Source organism: Nostoc sp. NMS9 (genome assembly GCF_017114995.1).
GTDB lineage: Bacteria > Cyanobacteriota > Cyanobacteriia > Cyanobacteriales > Nostocaceae > Nostoc.
The window spans coordinates 108,160-125,134 of the sequence record NZ_JABXKL010000085.1 but is presented as its reverse complement, the minus strand read 5'-3'; the positions used below and the strand labels follow the sequence as shown (position 1 = coordinate 125,134).

Sequence of the window (16,975 nt, the reverse complement as noted above, 5' to 3'; positions counted from 1 at the left end):
AATGCGCCTTGTAAGCTAGTCACAAAGCAGTTTTGACTGTTTTCGGAGATGTCTAATTGGAAATTTTACAAAGATGAGTTGAACCGCTCTCCCTTGGGAAGTTATTAAGTTCAACCTCTATATAACCAATTTTCAGCTACTAATGCCCTTTCATCAGTCCAAGGTTCTTCTACTAAAGCATTTTGAAATCTTTCATTATTACCGAGGTTTGCGTGTTCCATAATGATGATTTGAAAATGTGGAGATAATTCTTCACATACATCAAACAGAAAATCAAACATCATTTCAACTGCTGCCATATGTTTAAAGTAGCAGAGTGGATTGAAATTTAAGGAGGGTTAGGGATAATCAAGCCTTAACCCAAGTCTATTTGCAGATAATTAACTGCGGTTATCTATCTGAGCGCGTTGCAAACTTTCAGAGAAATCAACATAGACACTCTTCCATTCTGTGAAAACATCCAAAGCAGTAGTTCCAGCTTCACGGTGTCCGTTACCGGTTTGTTTCACACCACCAAATGGCAAGTGTACCTCTGCGCCAATAGTCGGGCCGTTAATATAGGTGATACCTGCTTCGATGTCGCGCATGGCAGTAAAAGCCCGATTGATATCGCGGGTGTAAACTGAAGAAGAAAGACCATAATTGCTATCGTTGAGAATTGCGATCGCCTCCTCAAAGGAGCTAACCTCAATTAATGCCACCACTGGTCCAAATATCTCTTCACGGGCAACTCGCATATCAGAAGTTACATCATCCAAAATAGTTGGTTGAAAAAAGTAACCGTTTTTCAATGAGCCTTCACTGGCAATTTCTCCACCAATTAAAACCTTTGCTCCTTCCTCACGAGCGATATCCAAATACTTCCTCACTTGTTGGAGTTGCTTTTCATTGACTATCGGGCCAATATCTGTATTTGGATCAGTGCCAGCACCCAAGCGTAATTTACTGGTACGCTCATAAAGCATAGCGGTAAATTTTTCCTTGATATCACGATGCAAAATCAGCCGACTAGTAGCCGTACATCGTTGCCCAGTTGTCCCAAAAGCTCCCCACACTGCACCATCGAGAGCAAGTTCTAAATCGGCATCTTCCATTACCACTTGAGCGTTTTTACCACCCATTTCCAAACAGACACGTTTGTGAGTGCGTCCGCAAGTCGCGCCGACAAAAGCACCTGTTTCTGAAGAACCGGTAAACGATACTAAATCTACATTGGGATGCTCAACTAAAGCTTTCCCCGCCTCCTCTCCCACACCATGCACCAGGTTAATTACTCCTGGTGGTAAACCTGCTTGTTGAAAAATTTCAATCAATTTAGTTGCACAGGCGGAAGTATCTTCAGCAGGTTTGAGGATGACTGTATTGCCACACACCAAGGCTGGCATAGCTTTCCAGCAAGGAATTGCTACCGGGAAATTCCAAGGAGTAATTAAGGCACAGACTCCAATAGGCATCCGCACAGTCATGGCAAATTTATTGGACATTTCCGAGGGTGTAGTTTGCCCAAATAGTCGCCTTCCTTCGCCAGAACAGTAAAAGGCGCAGTCAATACCTTCTTGGACATCTCCCCTAGCTTCCGTCAAGGGTTTACCCATTTCTCGACTGATTAACTGGGCAAGTTCTTCTTTATGCTGGAGTAATATTTCCCCAACGCGAAAGATGTATTCTGCCCTGGCAGGGGCCGGGACTTTGCGCCAACTGTGGTAGGCTTTACGGGCGGCAGCTACCGCTGTATCTACATCTTTAACTTGAGAACGGGGAAATGTGGCAACGACTTCGGTTTTGTCGGCAGGGTTGCGACTTTCTAGGGTTGCTTCTCCTACAGCACTCAACCATTGACCGTCTATATAATTGCGGCAAGATAGCGGAGTTATCATCACAAAGACCTCCGGCTGATAATCTAGTGGAATTTGTGTACTAAGTTTGCTTGCTTTCTACGTTATCGTCAAGTTAGCCTTTACAGTGCAATTCTTTTAGCTTGGAGCAGTATTTTCTGAACGACTTACGCCATTTCATTGCCCTGCTTATCATTACTAAGTATCAATTCTGAATTCTGACTCCTGAATTCTTTGCCTTAAGGCACTAACGCCAATACCCCCACAGGAGAACCAGAACCACCACGTAATCTAAGAACTGCGATCGCTAGAGTAGTACCTTTAGGTGGCAATTGATCCAAATTTGTCAGATTCTCTAACACAATGCGCGGTTGTTCTAAAACTAAGCGGTTAATCGTAAAACTGTTATCCTGTCCGGGGTCTACACCATGAGTATCAATTCCTACCCCAACTATTTGCCGTTCATCCAATAAAAATTGAGTCGCATTGCTACCAAATCCGGGAAAGTGGGGAGTCCCTTGAGCATCATGATTGAGGAATGCACTTTTATCCAACCACTTTTTCTGCCAACCAGTATTCAGTATAACTACGCAGCCACCAGAAATTTTACCGTATTCTGCTTCCCAAGCCAAAACATCAGCAACAGTCAGGGCATAATCAGGATTAACTGCTGTAGCTTGGCAAACATTTATAACCACCGCAGGTACAACCAAAGACTGGGCTGGGTATTGGTCAATTCCCACAGCAGAACTATGAAAACTGTTAGGGGCGTTGATATGGGTAGCACTATGTTCCCCCAAAGAAAAACGCCGCAGGTAATAGCCATCATTATTTAGTTCAGCCACAGTTTCAAATTCTACTGTGGGATCTCCAGACCATTGGGGAATATCTATGTCAATTACATGACTTAGGTGGATAACGCGTGTGTAGGTGATACTATTTTGACTTTGGGGTTGTATCATCCCAGCCTTCTATTTTATTTGTACTCAGGGATTTTTTTTGTCAGGTGCGTAGGTGCAGTTCATTGTGTACTTTATCTGGGTTGGCTACGCCCACGCAAAGATAGTACTACCATTACAACTTTTTTCAAACCTAATTCCTTATACTTGAAGAAATAATCCCCCCAATTCCTGTAAATTTTAGGTTATTGAGGGGGTTCAAATGTTGCAGCAAAAAGTGAGTTGATCTAAGTTAACAACTATTAGGTTAACTTTTGATTAAGCTTAGATTAAGATTACACATCTCCAGAAATTAAATATGCGTTATCCAGAACCCTTCTAGAGACGTAGCACTGCTACGTCTCTACCTTTTTTTCACTCATATCCCTATTGTGTGATAATTGTGTGATATCTACGTTGAGGGTTCTTGCTTTAGTGGAATCATCACAACAAACTCGGCACCTTCTTCTGGTGCTGAAATACACTGGATCTTTCCACCGTGTTTTTGGACTATAATTTGGTAGCTAATTGATAATCCCATACCCGTGCCTTTACCCACAGGTTTTGTCGTGAAGAAGGGGTCAAATAGGCGTTTGCGTACTTTCTCAGTCATGCCGGGGCCATTGTCAGCAATTCTAATGATTACATGGTCTTCTTGAATGAGGGTGTGAATGCGAATTTGTGGAAAAGTCATTTGTCCTTGGGAGGCAGTGCCTTGGACGGGTTTCCCGGCTTGTTCGCGCAGCGTCTCCGACAGGAGAAGCAACTGCCGTTCATTTGTCCTTTGTTCAGTGTTATTTACTAATGACATAGGCGCTTCGCCTTCCCGCAGGGTATGACTATTCACATAGGCGCTTCGCCTTCCCGCAGGGTATGACTCTTCCAAGACATCGATCGCATTTGTCAACAGATTCATAAACACCTGATTCATCTGTCCAGCATGACACACTACTGGTGGTAAATCGCCGTAGTCGCGGATTACTTGGATTTCGGGATGTCCCGGTTTAGCTTTTAGGCGATTTTGCAACAGTAGCAAGGTGCTATCCATCCCTTCATGAATATCCACTGCCTTGATACCGTCTTCATCAAGGCGAGAAAAATTGCGTAAAGACAGGACAATCTGCCGAATGCGTTCGGCTCCCATTTTCATAGACTCCAGGATTTTAGGTAAATCTTGTTTGAGAAAGTCTAAATCAATGTCATAGATTTGTTGATCAATTTCTGGTGTTGGTGGGTAGTAGTTTTGTTGATAAAGTTCTACTAAGTGCAGCAAATTCTTAGTATATTCACGGGTGTGGCTAATATTGCCGTAGATGAAATTAACGGGATTATTGATTTCGTGGGCAATACCTGCAACCAATTGTCCTAAACTGGACATTTTTTCAGTTTGAATCAGTTGCGTTTGAGTTTGTTGAAGTTCTAGCAACGCCGCTTCTAGTTGCTGGGCTTTGTCTTGAGCAGTTTGGGCGGTGATACGACTTTGGGTGTAAAGTTTAGCTTGGTCAATGGCGATCGCTAGTTGAACTGTAACTGCTTGTAGTAATTCTACTTCGTTGTTCAGCCAAGGGCGAAAGCCACTACAATAACCACAGCTAAATGCACCAATTTCACCAGATTGGGTGTGTACGGGTAGCGACATAAAGGCAGTAAAACCAAAATCCTGCAAAAACTGTCGTGCTATGAAATCGTCCACAGTCTCAGCATCATTAATGCAGATGATTTCTCCGTTCAAGGTTTTGGCTGCGATTAGTTCGATTTCTCCATTAGTTGCTTCTTGGTCGTTAAGCAGGCAGGGTAAAAAGAAATTTTTCGCCTCATATACTTTTTCCCAGTAGGGTACATCAGCATCTTGCCGATACCAAAAGAAGACGCAGCGATCGATCTGGAATAAGTTATGAATCTCCTGCACTGCGGTTTCCAGAATGTGATTGAGATCCAAAGAAGCTCGAATCTGATTAGAAAGACGATTGAGTAGTGCTTCTCGTTGGGCGCTTTCTCTGAGTGCAATTTCTGCTTGTTTGCGCTTGATACCAATGGCAATCTCTTGAGCGGCAAATTCCAATGCTTTGAAAGTTGATTCTGTTACTGTTTGGCGGGCAAACATGGCTATCACCCCTACAGTTTCATCTTCAACAATTAAGGGATAGCCAGCGAAGGCGACCATACCCTCTTGCTGTGCCCACTCTTTGTTACCCACGCGGGGATCTGTCTGCACAGAATTAGTTAAGTGGGGTTTGCCCTCTTTGGCAATCAAACCAATTTTGAATTGACCGACTGGCACACATTTATGGGGCCCATTGATATGGGTGTACATCCCAGAACTGACTTGTAACTCCAATACATTGTCTTGTTTGTTCAGCGTCCAGATGCGAGCAAAGGCTGCATCAAGATGTTCAACTAAGGCGTCAGTGCAGCGGCGCATCATATTCTGTAAGCTGTCACTCTGGGTAAGAGCCGCGTCTACATCGGCACGAAAATTTGCTAAATGCGCTCGTTCTGCTAAAGCTACTTCTGCTTCTTTACGATCGGTAGTGTCATAGCAAATACCAACGAAGTACAAAACATTGCCATTAGCGTCTTTAATAGCAGATGAGTTGCTTGTATGCCATCGCCAACTACCATTTTTGTGTTTAACTCGATATTCAATTGCTTTTTGTTTCTTGCCTGTTGTCAAAATTCTTTGGAAATAATCGGCACAGATATGCACATCGTCAGGATGTATAAAGGGAATAAAAGATTTGCCTTCAACCTCTGCAACCTCATGCCCAAAAATCTCAGTCCAGTTAGGAGAAACGTAGGAAAATATTCCTTCAAGTGTCAGCGCAAAAATAACGTTGTTAGCGTTTTCTATAATGCTGCGGAACTTGGCATCACTTTCTATTAAGGCTGCTTGGATGTTGTCGCTGGTGTCGCGGACAAGAACTATGATTTGCTGGTCTGGTAATGGTAATAACCTAGCTTCAAAATTATTGTTTTCTCCTGATTGCGGTAAGGTATATTCAAAACTGACTTCATATTGAGTTTCAAGTACTTGATTTATTGCTTGATGGAAGCGATCGCCTACAGCAGTCGGTAAGCATTCTCGCAAACTCTTGCCCTGACACTCCCTTAGTGGAATATCCAGACTCTCCATCAATCCTTGCTTGTAATCCAGAATACTTCCATCAGCATCAAGACGAAAGTATGAATCAGGAAGCACTTGTAAAATCGTTGCAAGTTCTGATTTTTTTTGGTGTAACTGTGCTTCAACTGCTTGGCGTTTGCTAATTTCAGCTTGCAGTTGCTCTAATGCTTTTGCTAATTCTGTTGCCCGTTCTTTTTCTGTAATTTTACGTAAGCGACAAGAAAAATTTGTAGGTAGCGAGCAGCTTTCTGCTAGGGAAGGTTGACTTATCCCTATCGGCACTTCTGTTAGATCGATACAATAACCGATGTAACCAACAAAGCTACCATCTGCTGCAAATCGTGGCGCGGCTGTATCTAAAATCCAGCGATATTCACCATCAGCCCGACGCAGGCGATATTGCCTCTGAAAGGAATCATGCATCGCAAATGCTTTCAGGTATATATCTTCGCATCGCTGTCTATCTTCTGGATGGACGCTGCCAGTCCAAATATTGCCTATTTCCTCTTCTCGCGCAGATGCAGACGCGGCTTTTGTGAGATGTGTTCCAGTAAATTTCAGCCAATTAGAATTGAAGTAACAATAAAGTGCATTGCATCCAGACATCCAAATCATCAGAGGAGCAATATCCGCCTGCTGGCAAAATACTTTTTCATCCTGTTGTATTTCTTCCTCTTCAACTATGATTTGTTTAACGTAGCTCTGCACCTTTTTTGAAAACACTTTTGCCTGCCTGCTCTGCCTAAATTATTAAGGTAATATACTGAAAATACAATTTCTTAATACATGGATATAATGTTGTTTATGCCAACCTGCTAACGATCTTAATACTTTATTTATTTTTATATATGCAGCAATTCCTCTTTTACTGTAAATAAATTGAAAAAATACTAAAGTTATCATTAAGATTAACTTCAGCATTTTTGGTGAAATTTAAACTATCTATAGGTCAGAAAGGTTGTTTGACTTTGTTTCTTCTTAAAATCACTAATAAATTCATCTTAGCTATGTAATTTCCTTGCTGAAAAACCTGATTTAGCTTCACTAAAACTATATGATTCTCTGTGAGGCGTTTACGCTTCCAAATCGAGTTTAATTTTTGAGATGCCAAGCAGTTCTGGGGATTGTAAAACTTTACGAACCTCAGTCAAACTACGGTGACTAATGCTGCTAAAACACGCATTTTTTATGGTCAGTTTATCCCATCATCAACTCTTAGATTTTCGTCAACACAATCCCGACTCCGGCATTATCGATCTTAAGGCTCCCTATCGTAGTTTTCGATATGTCCGTGAAATTTTAAAAATGCTTCCTGAAATGCCTGAGCCTATTTTATTAACCCAGATTTTGCCAAGGTTACTTCTTTAGGACGTATTCATCACATTTCTACGGGCGTTGAACCCTCGTAAATTGCCTAAGATATTGTATCTAATAACAGCATTTTGGCTGAAAGGATCACCCACACAAAAGTTATAAAAACTTTTTTTACCAATTGACACAGACAAAAAGCTATGGGATAGTTCTACTAAACTACGGTAAATTGACGAAAATTTAGTAGTAAAGAATCATAAATCTGATTAAAGACTTTCAAAAACTGAAGGGTTAATTGTCCGAAGTGTAAAAAAGTCTGATAATTCGCTCTTTGCAGAAGCGGGGGTGAGGTTGCACACATTTGAGACTGTGTAACTAATTTTGTTCTGTCTAGTAATCTATCTGATTCACTCAGGTAAGTTTTTTGGTGTCTACCAAGGTGAAAATACAAATGACAAATATCTTTGCAAAGACAATAGCGATCACAACAAGTGCTGCATCTATATCAGTGGCTTCCCTAATACTAACAGTACCTGCTCAGGCAGCATCATTCACCTCATTTTCGTTTAAAACTAATGTCACAGCTACTCCGATTAACGACCCTACATCTAGTCTACTCAATGATCCCACAAGGGATATCCGGTTGGATTCAGTAGAATTTAATGGAAAAACGATTAGTAGCTTTGAAGTTGTCACGGGAGGAGAGATTCTCCGAAATGATACATACACTCTCCCAGATGGAAATGTATTCGGTGTACTGAATTCAGGACGAGGCCCCAATACTCCTGATGACGACCTGCTTCTGGAAGGACCCTCAAAACCAAACCCAAATGCTCAAGACATTGTTGACAGTTTGGGAAACTTAAATCTAAATAGCATTCTGGTGACGCGAGAAAATGCAGATACAGCCAGCATTGAAGTTTCCTTCGCCAATCCCGTGAATACCTTCCTGTTTTGGGAGCGTGGTGGAACAGCAGGTGGTCCAGTTGCAGGCGATAGCGATTTATTGGTGGAAGCTTTGGGTGAAAATAATGAAGTTATAGCGACTTACAAAATTCTGAGGCAAAACTACACCAAAGCCGGTTATAACATCAGTACTCAGGTCTTCCCCATCCTTAACAATGGGCCTTTCAATATTGGCTCCATAGGCATTAGTTTAGATGGAATCACTACCCAAACACTGCGATTAACTAGCTCTAACAATAATGGGCTTATTCCTGGTATTCCTAACGACAATGGGCCAGATTTTAAAGTTATAGCAGCAACGGTTAAAGTTGTTCCCGAATCCTCTACTATTATGGGCGCACTGTTAGTGGGCGGTTTAGGGATCATCTTCAAGCGTAAGAGAACAGTTATAGGCTGATTTGACACTCTTGAGCTTAAGAGGATGTTTGAAAAGTCATGATTGATGTATCAAATATTTTTTACCCCACCCTAACCCTCCCCGATATATTGGGGAGCCACTGCGTTGGGCGGGCAACGCCCGACTTGTTCGCGCAGCGTCTCCCCTTCTCCCAAAGGGAGAGGCTAGCGCCAAGGGAGAAGCATGTGGCGTGAGGGAACCGGATTTTCTTATTTTCCCCCAATATATCGGGGGGATTAAGGGGGGTAATAATTCAATTAAAATCACAACATACCACTTGTAACTCTAAAGACCTCTATCACTTAGTACAACTAAGGAGAGGTCTTCTTAGTTGGTAAAAATCTATACCTGTTAGTCCGCCATTCATCTCCTATACTGTAATTACCAATACACCCCAATACTTCTCGGTTAAGGGGTTAAGGGGAATGGGAAAGGGAAAAGAAAAAACCTTTAACCCAAACCCAGTAACCTTTTCCCCAAACCCGATTCCGAGTTAAAAGTGCAAAACCCGAGAAGTATTGCAATACACCCCATTTTCTCGTTGCATTAACTTGTAACTAATCAATTCTCGTCGTAAAGTAGCGTAATCGGGATGGTGGCTATATTTTAATACAGTTCAGATAAGCCAAAAACGCTGATGTTTTTAGACGTTCTGTTATGGATGAAATACAGAAAATAATTCATACCCTTGATGACTGTCTGCTAGACATTAGTTCTGGATCTGAGCAAGAGTCAGAATAACCACTTGATTGAATCCCCAGATTATTTTATTTTTGCCAAATTGGGATGCTCCCGAGTCCTGACGACTATAAATCGTGGCTACACAAGACTTTACCCACCTCCGTTGGTTTAAAAATTTTTGCTTAGGCGGATTTGGCTTGTGTAGTAGTGAATTATATTCTAATACCCTTGGGTTAGCACCAAAAACCTTGTATCTTAAGGACTTACGCAAAAATTATCTAAAACTATTATTCCTTAAATCATGTGTATAAAAGGGTTTAATACCCACATCTTTACTAAGCGGTCTTCAATAATTTAGTGGTATAAAACCCAACTTTACTCATTCGTAAACCTTGATTTTGAAGAATGTATTCTTTTTTATTTTTCCTAACAAAACCCAATGTTTCAAAATTGTCTTGACTATGCAAAATGCTTCATCCCAAAATCGCAAGTTAAATGAGAGAAATGCTAAATGTGATATCAACAGGTTGCAACAATGACTAGCAATCGCATTTTATATGTTATAAAGCTCACAGAAATTAATGTTAGGCGGAAACTACTTTATGGAACCAGATAAACTGGGCCGTTTTAAGGAGTACGGCGAATTCATCCTCCGAAAGATAGATTCTGTGCCCCAGTACCCTTCTAAACAAGAAGATTGGGTTCCAGCTAGTCTTGATGACTGTCTTCTTCGTTTGCGATCAGCTGCCCAGAAAACTGTAGACCTGGCAACTTCGCCTGTCAAAATTGGTGTGATGGGAGAATTTAGTAGTGGAAAAACCTTACTTTTAGGAAGTCTAATTGGATATGCAGATGCTTTGCCAGTCAGTGAAAACCCCACTACAGGTAATGTGACCGCCATACACATTATTCCGCAAGACGATTTTGCAACGACGCAATTAAGTAATTTTACAGTAGAGTATCTTTCTCATGAGGGAGTACATGAGTGTCTACGCTTCATGCTAGGAGAAGCCAATAAACGGACAACAGCAGCAGGGCTTCCTCCGATACCAGTATCGAAACTAAACTCTGGCACAGATATTATTAGCTGGTGTGAAGAAGCATGGAATAGCAGTAACAATTTAGAGCTACGTTATTTACTGAGGGAGTTGGTATTATTCCTGCGGGCTTATCAAGCTTATGGGGAGGTTATGTGTGGTGGGCACTACCAGATTGATGCTACCACCGCTCGTCAGGGGCTACAGTTAGTCGAACAGCCAATGGCAATCCAAACTCTGAAATTTGAGGATCTACCTCCAGCGCATATCCGATTACCAAGTCCACCCCAGAGGCTACCAACAAAGTTATTGCAAAACAGCTTCCCACTGATCCGCCGCGTAGATATCGATGTAAAAATCTCACGGGAAATTTGGGATTTTGCAGACGCAGCTAAATTTATTCTCATCGACTTTCCGGGATTGGGGGCTGCTAATTCGGGGGCTAGAGATACCTTTTTGTCACTGCGGGAATTAGCAGAAGTACAAACAATTTTGGTATTGCTAAATGGTAAATCTCCTGGGAGCGATCGCGCCAATAAAATCTTCACCATGATGCAGCAGCAGCGACCGGGACAAGACCTGAAAGATTTAATTCTCGTCGGTGTGGGTCGCTTCGATCAACTACCTCTAGATAGCGAGGGTGGCGAAAGAGAACTTGACCAATTGATTGAAGATGGCTCATATTTGCAGGAAGAAACGGTTCTCCAAAAACTCAAAGTTCTGCATACGACTATTGATGGTTCACAAGCGTTTACAACCCAAAAAGACCGCATCGTTTTACTGTCGCCACTGTTGGGATTAGCTGAATTGGCAAAACGTTCTAGTACCGTGAAAGTCGGTTCACCAGAGTTTTTAGCTAACTTAGACTATCCTGATTACCTAGATCGGTCTAAACGGCTACAAAATAAATGGGAGCGCTTAAGTAAACATCTGCTAGAATCTGACACCCGTAGCTATTTGGGCAGACAGTTGGGTTACTTTGGTCAAGATGGAGGACTTAGTAAGCTGCGGGAATTGATTCAAACTCACGTAGCTAGTCATGGTTTGAAGCAACTGCATGAAGATACTAAAAGAGCTGCTGATGTGGTGAGTCAGCAACAAGATCACTTGAAAGACATCATAGATGAAATTCACGAGCAAGGTATCCCTACAGGCGATAGTCCTGCTTTTATCGAATTACGTTTTGTGGTCGAAAGCTTAGATAAAATCTATAGAAATTTTCAAAAAGATATCGGGAAAGAACCACTTAAAGATCGGCGCGGTGTTGTTGTCAGCGATATAGTAAAAGACGAACTCACCTTTAGAATACTCAATTGGAACCAATGGACTTTACTCTTCAACAAAGCCAATAATGGAGCGATCGCTCTGGCAGAATCTAAAGGTGCAGCCGGGAAATTATTCGATCGGGGAAACCGCGTAAATACTTCCCTTCCGACTAAGAGCGATGATTTTTATCCAGTATTTGAGAAAACTGTTAAAGAAGTAGAAGATTTTGCCCGCGATCGCATCCATCAAGCCGTGGTAGATTTGTTAAACCAATTATCAAATTATATCGCCCCAGAACGCGAACAATTGCAGGCATTTTTCCACCCAGAAATGGAACAAGAAATCGAAGAAAAATTTGGTTTTGAAGATGCCGATCTATTTTACAAATTATTACTTGGATGCGACCCTAACGAATGGAAAGAAGCAATTATCGCTGAAATCAGTAGTAAAGACAAAACCGTTGCACCCGAAATTATTTTCCCTCTAGCACGTCAAGACGATAAACACAACGTTGGTCAAATATTTGATTGGGCACCAGAGAAAAGCCAAGGCTTACCCAGATCGAGCAATCACCAACTTTTAGTACTGCGACTGCGAGATGAAATTACTGCTAGCGCCAGCCTGCATCTTGTGCAGTATGTTAGCGAAGTTAATCAGCAAATTAATTCCGAACTAGAAGGTATTTTGGATCAAATTATTCCGAGTCTGCAAAACCTTTCAAAGAAAGAAAATTTGTTGAGATATTTGGCAGCTGGGGAATTGCCATCTGAGATCCAAATTCCTACTTGGTTGCAGATTATTTCCGAAATCGCCGCAGTTTCTCACTCAGATGATTTGGATTTGAGATGACGCGATCGGATACGGATATGAGGATGTATTTGTGAGACGTGATGCGATTTTTTATACAATTTTCAAGCGTGTCCCCGGATTGTTTTTTGAGTTAGTAGAACAGCCACCAGCCGAAGCTGCTAGCTATCGTTTTGAATCAGTTGAAGTTAAAGAACCAACATTTCGGATTGATGGGGTATTTTTACCTCCAACGGATGCAACATCTCAGATGATCTTTTTTGCCGAGGTACAATTCCAAAGAGATGAGTTACTGTACCATAGGTTTTTCTCAGAATCCATGCTGTATATGTATCGCAATCCGTCGCTTTACGATGACTGGTACGGGGTAATTATTTTACAGTCTCGCAGCTTGGAACCGGAAAACACCACTATTCATAGATCGTTACTGAACAGTTCCCAAGTACAACGAATTTATTTAGATGAGTTAGGTAGTCCTGATGAGCAAAAAGTAGGTATCAGTTTGATGCAGTTGACTATTGCCTCAGAGACTCAAATGGTGCAAGAAGCGAAACGTTTAATTGAGCGGGTGCAACAAGAACAGATAACTGTTTTAGCTAAGGAGGAGATAATAGATGTAATCACAACGATCGCAGTTTATAAATTTGCCAACTTAAGTCGTGAAGAGGTAGAGACAATGTTAGGAGTTAAGTTAGAAGAAACTAGGGTTTATCAAGAAGCGAAACAAGAGGGACGAGAAGAAGGACTAGAACAAGGACTAGAACTAGGGCGACAACAAGGACTAGAACTAGGACTACAACGAGGACGAGAACAAGCAAAACTTGAACTTGTACCTCAGTTCTTAGCTCTTGGTATGTCGATGGAAGAAGTTGCCCAATTACTTAATTTAACTATCGAACAAGTAAGACTTGCATCTGAATAATCACAACGATCGCAGTTTATAAATTTGCCAACTTAAGTCGTGAAGAGGTAGAGGCGATGTTTGAAATTAAGTTACAAGAAACTAGGGTTTATCGAGAAGCTAAAGAAGAAGGACGACAAGAAGGACTAAAACAAGCACGAGAAGAAGGACTAAAACAAGGACGAGAACAAGCAAAACTTGAACTTATACCTCGGTTCTTAGCTTATGGTATTTCGATAGAAGAGGTTGCTAGGTTACTTAATTTAACTATCGAACAAGTCGAACAACTAAGACTTGCAAATGAGCAAGAATCTTCAACATCAACTTAGTAACTGCTGCAATTTTCATAGCGATCGCCTAGTTTGAGCTACGCCTATGCCCTTTCATATAAAATCCGCATTTCTCACAAAACGGTAGGGGCGGGTTCACAAGATATTTGTGAATGATTGAAGTATATTTGTAAACCCGCCCCTACAGCCTCTGGACTTGGGTTTCATAAATTTGGTGAGAAATCCGGGAGAAGCGTAGCCCAACGTAGATATCGCGCTAAATAAAAAAACCAGTGCTAAAGAGAATCAGTGGTACAAGACCAAAGATTCTCTAAATTTGTAATTTTATGATACAACATTACAGTTTTTAGCCAGCTATAAAACAAACAACAGAAAGTGATACTATAATGAACCCTTTTCAACTCAACAAATATAGCAATCAAGAACCAAGCGAGAAACAACAAAAAAGATTTCCAGGATGGTTTGCTTTAGATTTTGGTACATCGAACTCCACAGTTACACTTTTCGATCCAATTGAAGTACCGATCGCAGAAATTTTACCCAAAGAACAAGAAATGCGGTTGCGCGATCGCTTATCGCAATGGCTAAGTTCTCCCGCCTCTGTAGCTTTACCAGATGTTAGCACTGATGATTGGGCAAAGTTTATCACAGAAATTAGCAAAAATTTGGAGATAGAACCCAGCCGATTGAGTGAAGTATTTGAAGGTGATAATAAAGAGCGATTTTTAGAAGCAATTCGCCAAATTGAACTTTCTTTAGGAAACAGCGAGAGATTCCGCCGGGCTGTCAGCAAAAAACTTTACCAAATTTATCATGAGGTGTTCCGCGTCCCTACCCTAGAGTCGCAAAATCTGATCCCAGTTGTGCTGGATATCGATCGCCGCGACACGGAAATTCCCAGCGAGTCGGAAATTTCACACTTAGGGGATTTAAAACTGCGGATGGGTAGGGAAGCTAGAGATAATCGAAAAAAAGCGATCGCTCAAGGTACAAGCGGTTCTTTAAAGGAAATTATCAGCAGGTTTCACCATTCACCCAAACGTTATTTTGGTCAGGAGCGATCGTTTTCTATTATTTTGGATGGTGAAGAAGAAACAATTACCGCTAACCAGTTAATACAATCTGCTTGGGCGCATTTAATCGAGTTAACTGAAGACTACCGCCAACACGCACGACGCAGATTTTCTGAAGGAGATTTTTTAACAGCAGTTGTCACTTACCCAACAGTCGCCCCACCAGTTGTTCGTAAGGAAGTTAGGGAATTAGTTGAGCAGTTGGGGATCGATGATGTGCAAACTGCTTATGATGAAGCCGTTTCTGTGGCAATATTCTTTTTATGGCGAGAATTTGGCGGTAATCTCAACATTGGGATTGAGTCATTCAAAACTCGTTGTCGCCAAGTAGGAAACAAATGGTCACAAAATGTCCTCGTCTTGGATATTGGCGGCGGAACTACAGACTTAGCCTTAATTGAACTAACTTTAGAAGATAAAACCCCAGCTTTTGCTGATTATGAAGACCGGGGTTTAGGAGGACGTTACTATAAACTTACCCCCAAACTATTAGGTTCATCTGGTCATTTACAGCTAGGTGGTGAGTTAATTACACTGCGAATTTTTAGATTATTAAAAGTTGCGATCGCAGACTTTTTGTTGACAGCAGTTACAACAGGTGATATTGAAAACGAAAAGCTAGAAGATTTAATTAACTCCGAGTTAAACGAGCGCTTCTTAGAACAAGGCAAATTCAAAACTGGCAGTCTTTTAAAATGTCTGGATAGAGAGAATCCAGAAGGAGATATTGCTTACAAAGATGCCCTAGATACTGCCGAGAAAGTATTGCCTACTCGTTGGCAACAAGCACCTCAACGTCTGCAATCTTTTTATATTCTCTGGGATCATGCAGAAGCAGCTAAACTTAAACTTGGGCAAAAGCCACCAGCAGAGAATTCTCTATTAACCTTCACACTTTCTGAGCAGCAAATTTCCGAACTGCTTACCCAAAGCGCCATTAAACTGCAAGTTAGAGATCCAAATAACATCTGCATCACCCTAGACAACCAACAATTTGAACGAGCCGCCGCTTCGGGAATTAAAGAAGCGATCGGAATTGCCAAAGGATTAATGGAAAGTCGTTTGCGTCCCGATCATATCACCAAAGATTCTTGGAATTCCCAAAAAGTTGATTGGTTAATTTTGTCTGGAAAAACTTGTAATTTAGACATAGTGCAGCGCCAAATCTATCAAGAATTTAGTAAATCTCCATATTTTGTCTGGAATCCAGAACGGATTACCTTTGTGTTGGAATTTACCAAGCTAGCTACCTCCGCCGGGGCTTGCTATGCCGAAAAGCTACGAAGATTGAGATTCGATCCAGAAGAGTCTAAAAGCTTGCTGCGTAAGGGAGCAAACCAATTAGAAATTGATGTCAAAAACCTGTTTTATTATTTGCCCTGCAACTTCAAACGCAAAACCCAAAGCAACGATTTACTAACTATATTCAAAGCTGGACAAGAACTCTATCAACTCGCGCCTTGGGAAACTGTCGCCAAAGTTCGTACTCATTGGCAAGGCATACAATTAACTAATATTATCTATCGTCAAGATTACGAAGAAGGAGATTTACGACTTTGGGGAAGCTTTGACGGCAAAAACCTCATGAATCAACTAGAGATGCAAGAAGCAGAGTTTCTGAAAAAAATCAAAGTCCAGTTTGAGATTGACCAAACCCTAGAATTTAACGTATTACTTTGTCAAGGAAATCCCCATTATTTAATTGATATTTCTGGCATTGATTTAGAATCGGTAGTTTCAGAAACTTCAGCGCTATTTACTGATGGTAAATTAAACTGGAATATTGCTGTGGAAGGCTTCAATAAAGACTTAAACGATGGCGATATTGCTGTCAATGTTATTGAGTCAGCAACTGTCGATCAACCAGATGCCTATCATCTTGTGTTTGAAGTCGGAAATGATGGTAGTAAAAGGTTTCACAAATTTCACTATTTGCGCGATGGTGTGACGCAACCAGGAATTGGGTTAATTAGTAATCCCTTACCTCCATTCCCACAAACTGGCCAGCACACCTTCTATGTTTATCAAACAGATGCCGAGACCAACAGCAAAAAATGGATAAGAATTGGCGCACTCAGCAAACCAGATGTGACAACAGATTATCCTTGCCAATATCGTGTAACTCTCGACGATCAAGGTATTCTAAGGATGCACGCTGGTGAAGTACCTTACTGGACATCACAAAATCAAGAATGCCTGAACCAAGAAGGATGTGTTTACCGTGCTGAATTAGAGTTACAACCTAATGAAGTTGATAAAGAACGCGATCCCTTTTGTGGCATACATTAACTCTTGCATTAAACCTCTGCGTTGAAAAAATTAATATTTTTAAACGAAAACGGGTGCAGA

The 16,975-nt window shown here is 41.3% G+C and carries 9 protein-coding genes and 2 pseudogenes; 6 read left to right on the top strand and 5 right to left on the bottom strand.

Features of this window, described 5'->3' with window-relative positions; all coding sequences use genetic code 11:
* Positions 1 to 110: 110 nt before the first annotated feature.
* From HWQ40_RS27945 to HWQ40_RS27930, 4 genes are all read right to left on the bottom strand, one after another.
* Entirely contained in the window at positions 111 to 299 is a 189-nt protein-coding gene (locus tag HWQ40_RS27945) for a DUF3732 domain-containing protein (RefSeq protein ID WP_292784630.1), read from the bottom strand.
* Between the two features lie 81 nt (positions 300 to 380).
* Positions 381 to 1,877, bottom strand: coding sequence for an aldehyde dehydrogenase family protein (locus HWQ40_RS27940; protein ID WP_292784628.1), 1,497 nt, complete (start codon positions 1,875 to 1,877; stop codon positions 381 to 383).
* A gap of 197 nt (positions 1,878 to 2,074) precedes the next feature.
* A complete protein-coding gene (locus tag HWQ40_RS27935; protein ID WP_292784625.1) occupies positions 2,075 to 2,797 on the bottom strand; it encodes a cyclase family protein in 723 nt (240 codons plus the stop codon).
* Between the two features lie 388 nt (positions 2,798 to 3,185).
* Positions 3,186 to 6,620, bottom strand: coding sequence for a PAS domain S-box protein (locus tag HWQ40_RS27930; RefSeq protein ID WP_292784622.1), 3,435 nt, complete (start codon positions 6,618 to 6,620; stop codon positions 3,186 to 3,188).
* A 347-nt stretch (positions 6,621 to 6,967) separates the two neighbouring features.
* Here HWQ40_RS27930 and HWQ40_RS27925 point away from each other — a divergent pair.
* A pseudogene (locus tag HWQ40_RS27925) lies at positions 6,968 to 7,306 on the top strand (IS4 family transposase); the annotation flags it as partial.
* Positions 7,307 to 7,659: 353 nt separating this feature from the next.
* Positions 7,660 to 8,571 (top strand): exosortase-dependent surface protein XDP2, encoded by a 912-nt coding sequence (locus HWQ40_RS27920; RefSeq protein ID WP_292784619.1) that lies wholly within the window; start codon positions 7,660 to 7,662, stop codon positions 8,569 to 8,571.
* 493 nt (positions 8,572 to 9,064) lie between these two features.
* Here HWQ40_RS27920 and HWQ40_RS27915 read toward each other — a convergent pair.
* Positions 9,065 to 9,160, bottom strand: a pseudogene (locus tag HWQ40_RS27915) (DUF2087 domain-containing protein); the annotation flags it as partial.
* A gap of 694 nt (positions 9,161 to 9,854) precedes the next feature.
* On the opposite strand from HWQ40_RS27915, the gene HWQ40_RS27910 reads away from it, so the two are divergent.
* The 4 genes from HWQ40_RS27910 (at position 9,855) to HWQ40_RS27895 (ending at position 16,915) form a co-directional block, all read left to right on the top strand.
* Complete coding sequence (locus tag HWQ40_RS27910) at positions 9,855 to 12,404, top strand: proteasome protein (RefSeq protein ID WP_292784616.1); 2,550 nt, start codon at positions 9,855 to 9,857, stop codon at positions 12,402 to 12,404.
* Between the two features lie 31 nt (positions 12,405 to 12,435).
* The gene (locus HWQ40_RS27905) at positions 12,436 to 13,284 is read left to right on the top strand and encodes an Rpn family recombination-promoting nuclease/putative transposase (RefSeq protein WP_292784614.1); all 849 of its coding nucleotides are present in this window, start codon (positions 12,436 to 12,438) and stop codon (positions 13,282 to 13,284) included.
* Between the two features lie 56 nt (positions 13,285 to 13,340).
* Positions 13,341 to 13,592: a hypothetical protein gene (locus HWQ40_RS27900; RefSeq protein WP_292784612.1), complete on the top strand. Its 252-nt coding sequence runs from the start codon at positions 13,341 to 13,343 to the stop codon at positions 13,590 to 13,592.
* Between the two features lie 347 nt (positions 13,593 to 13,939).
* On the top strand, positions 13,940 to 16,915 hold the full coding sequence (locus HWQ40_RS27895; protein ID WP_292784609.1) for a molecular chaperone: 2,976 nt from the start codon (positions 13,940 to 13,942) through the stop codon (positions 16,913 to 16,915).
* The last annotated feature ends 60 nt before the right edge of the window (positions 16,916 to 16,975 follow it).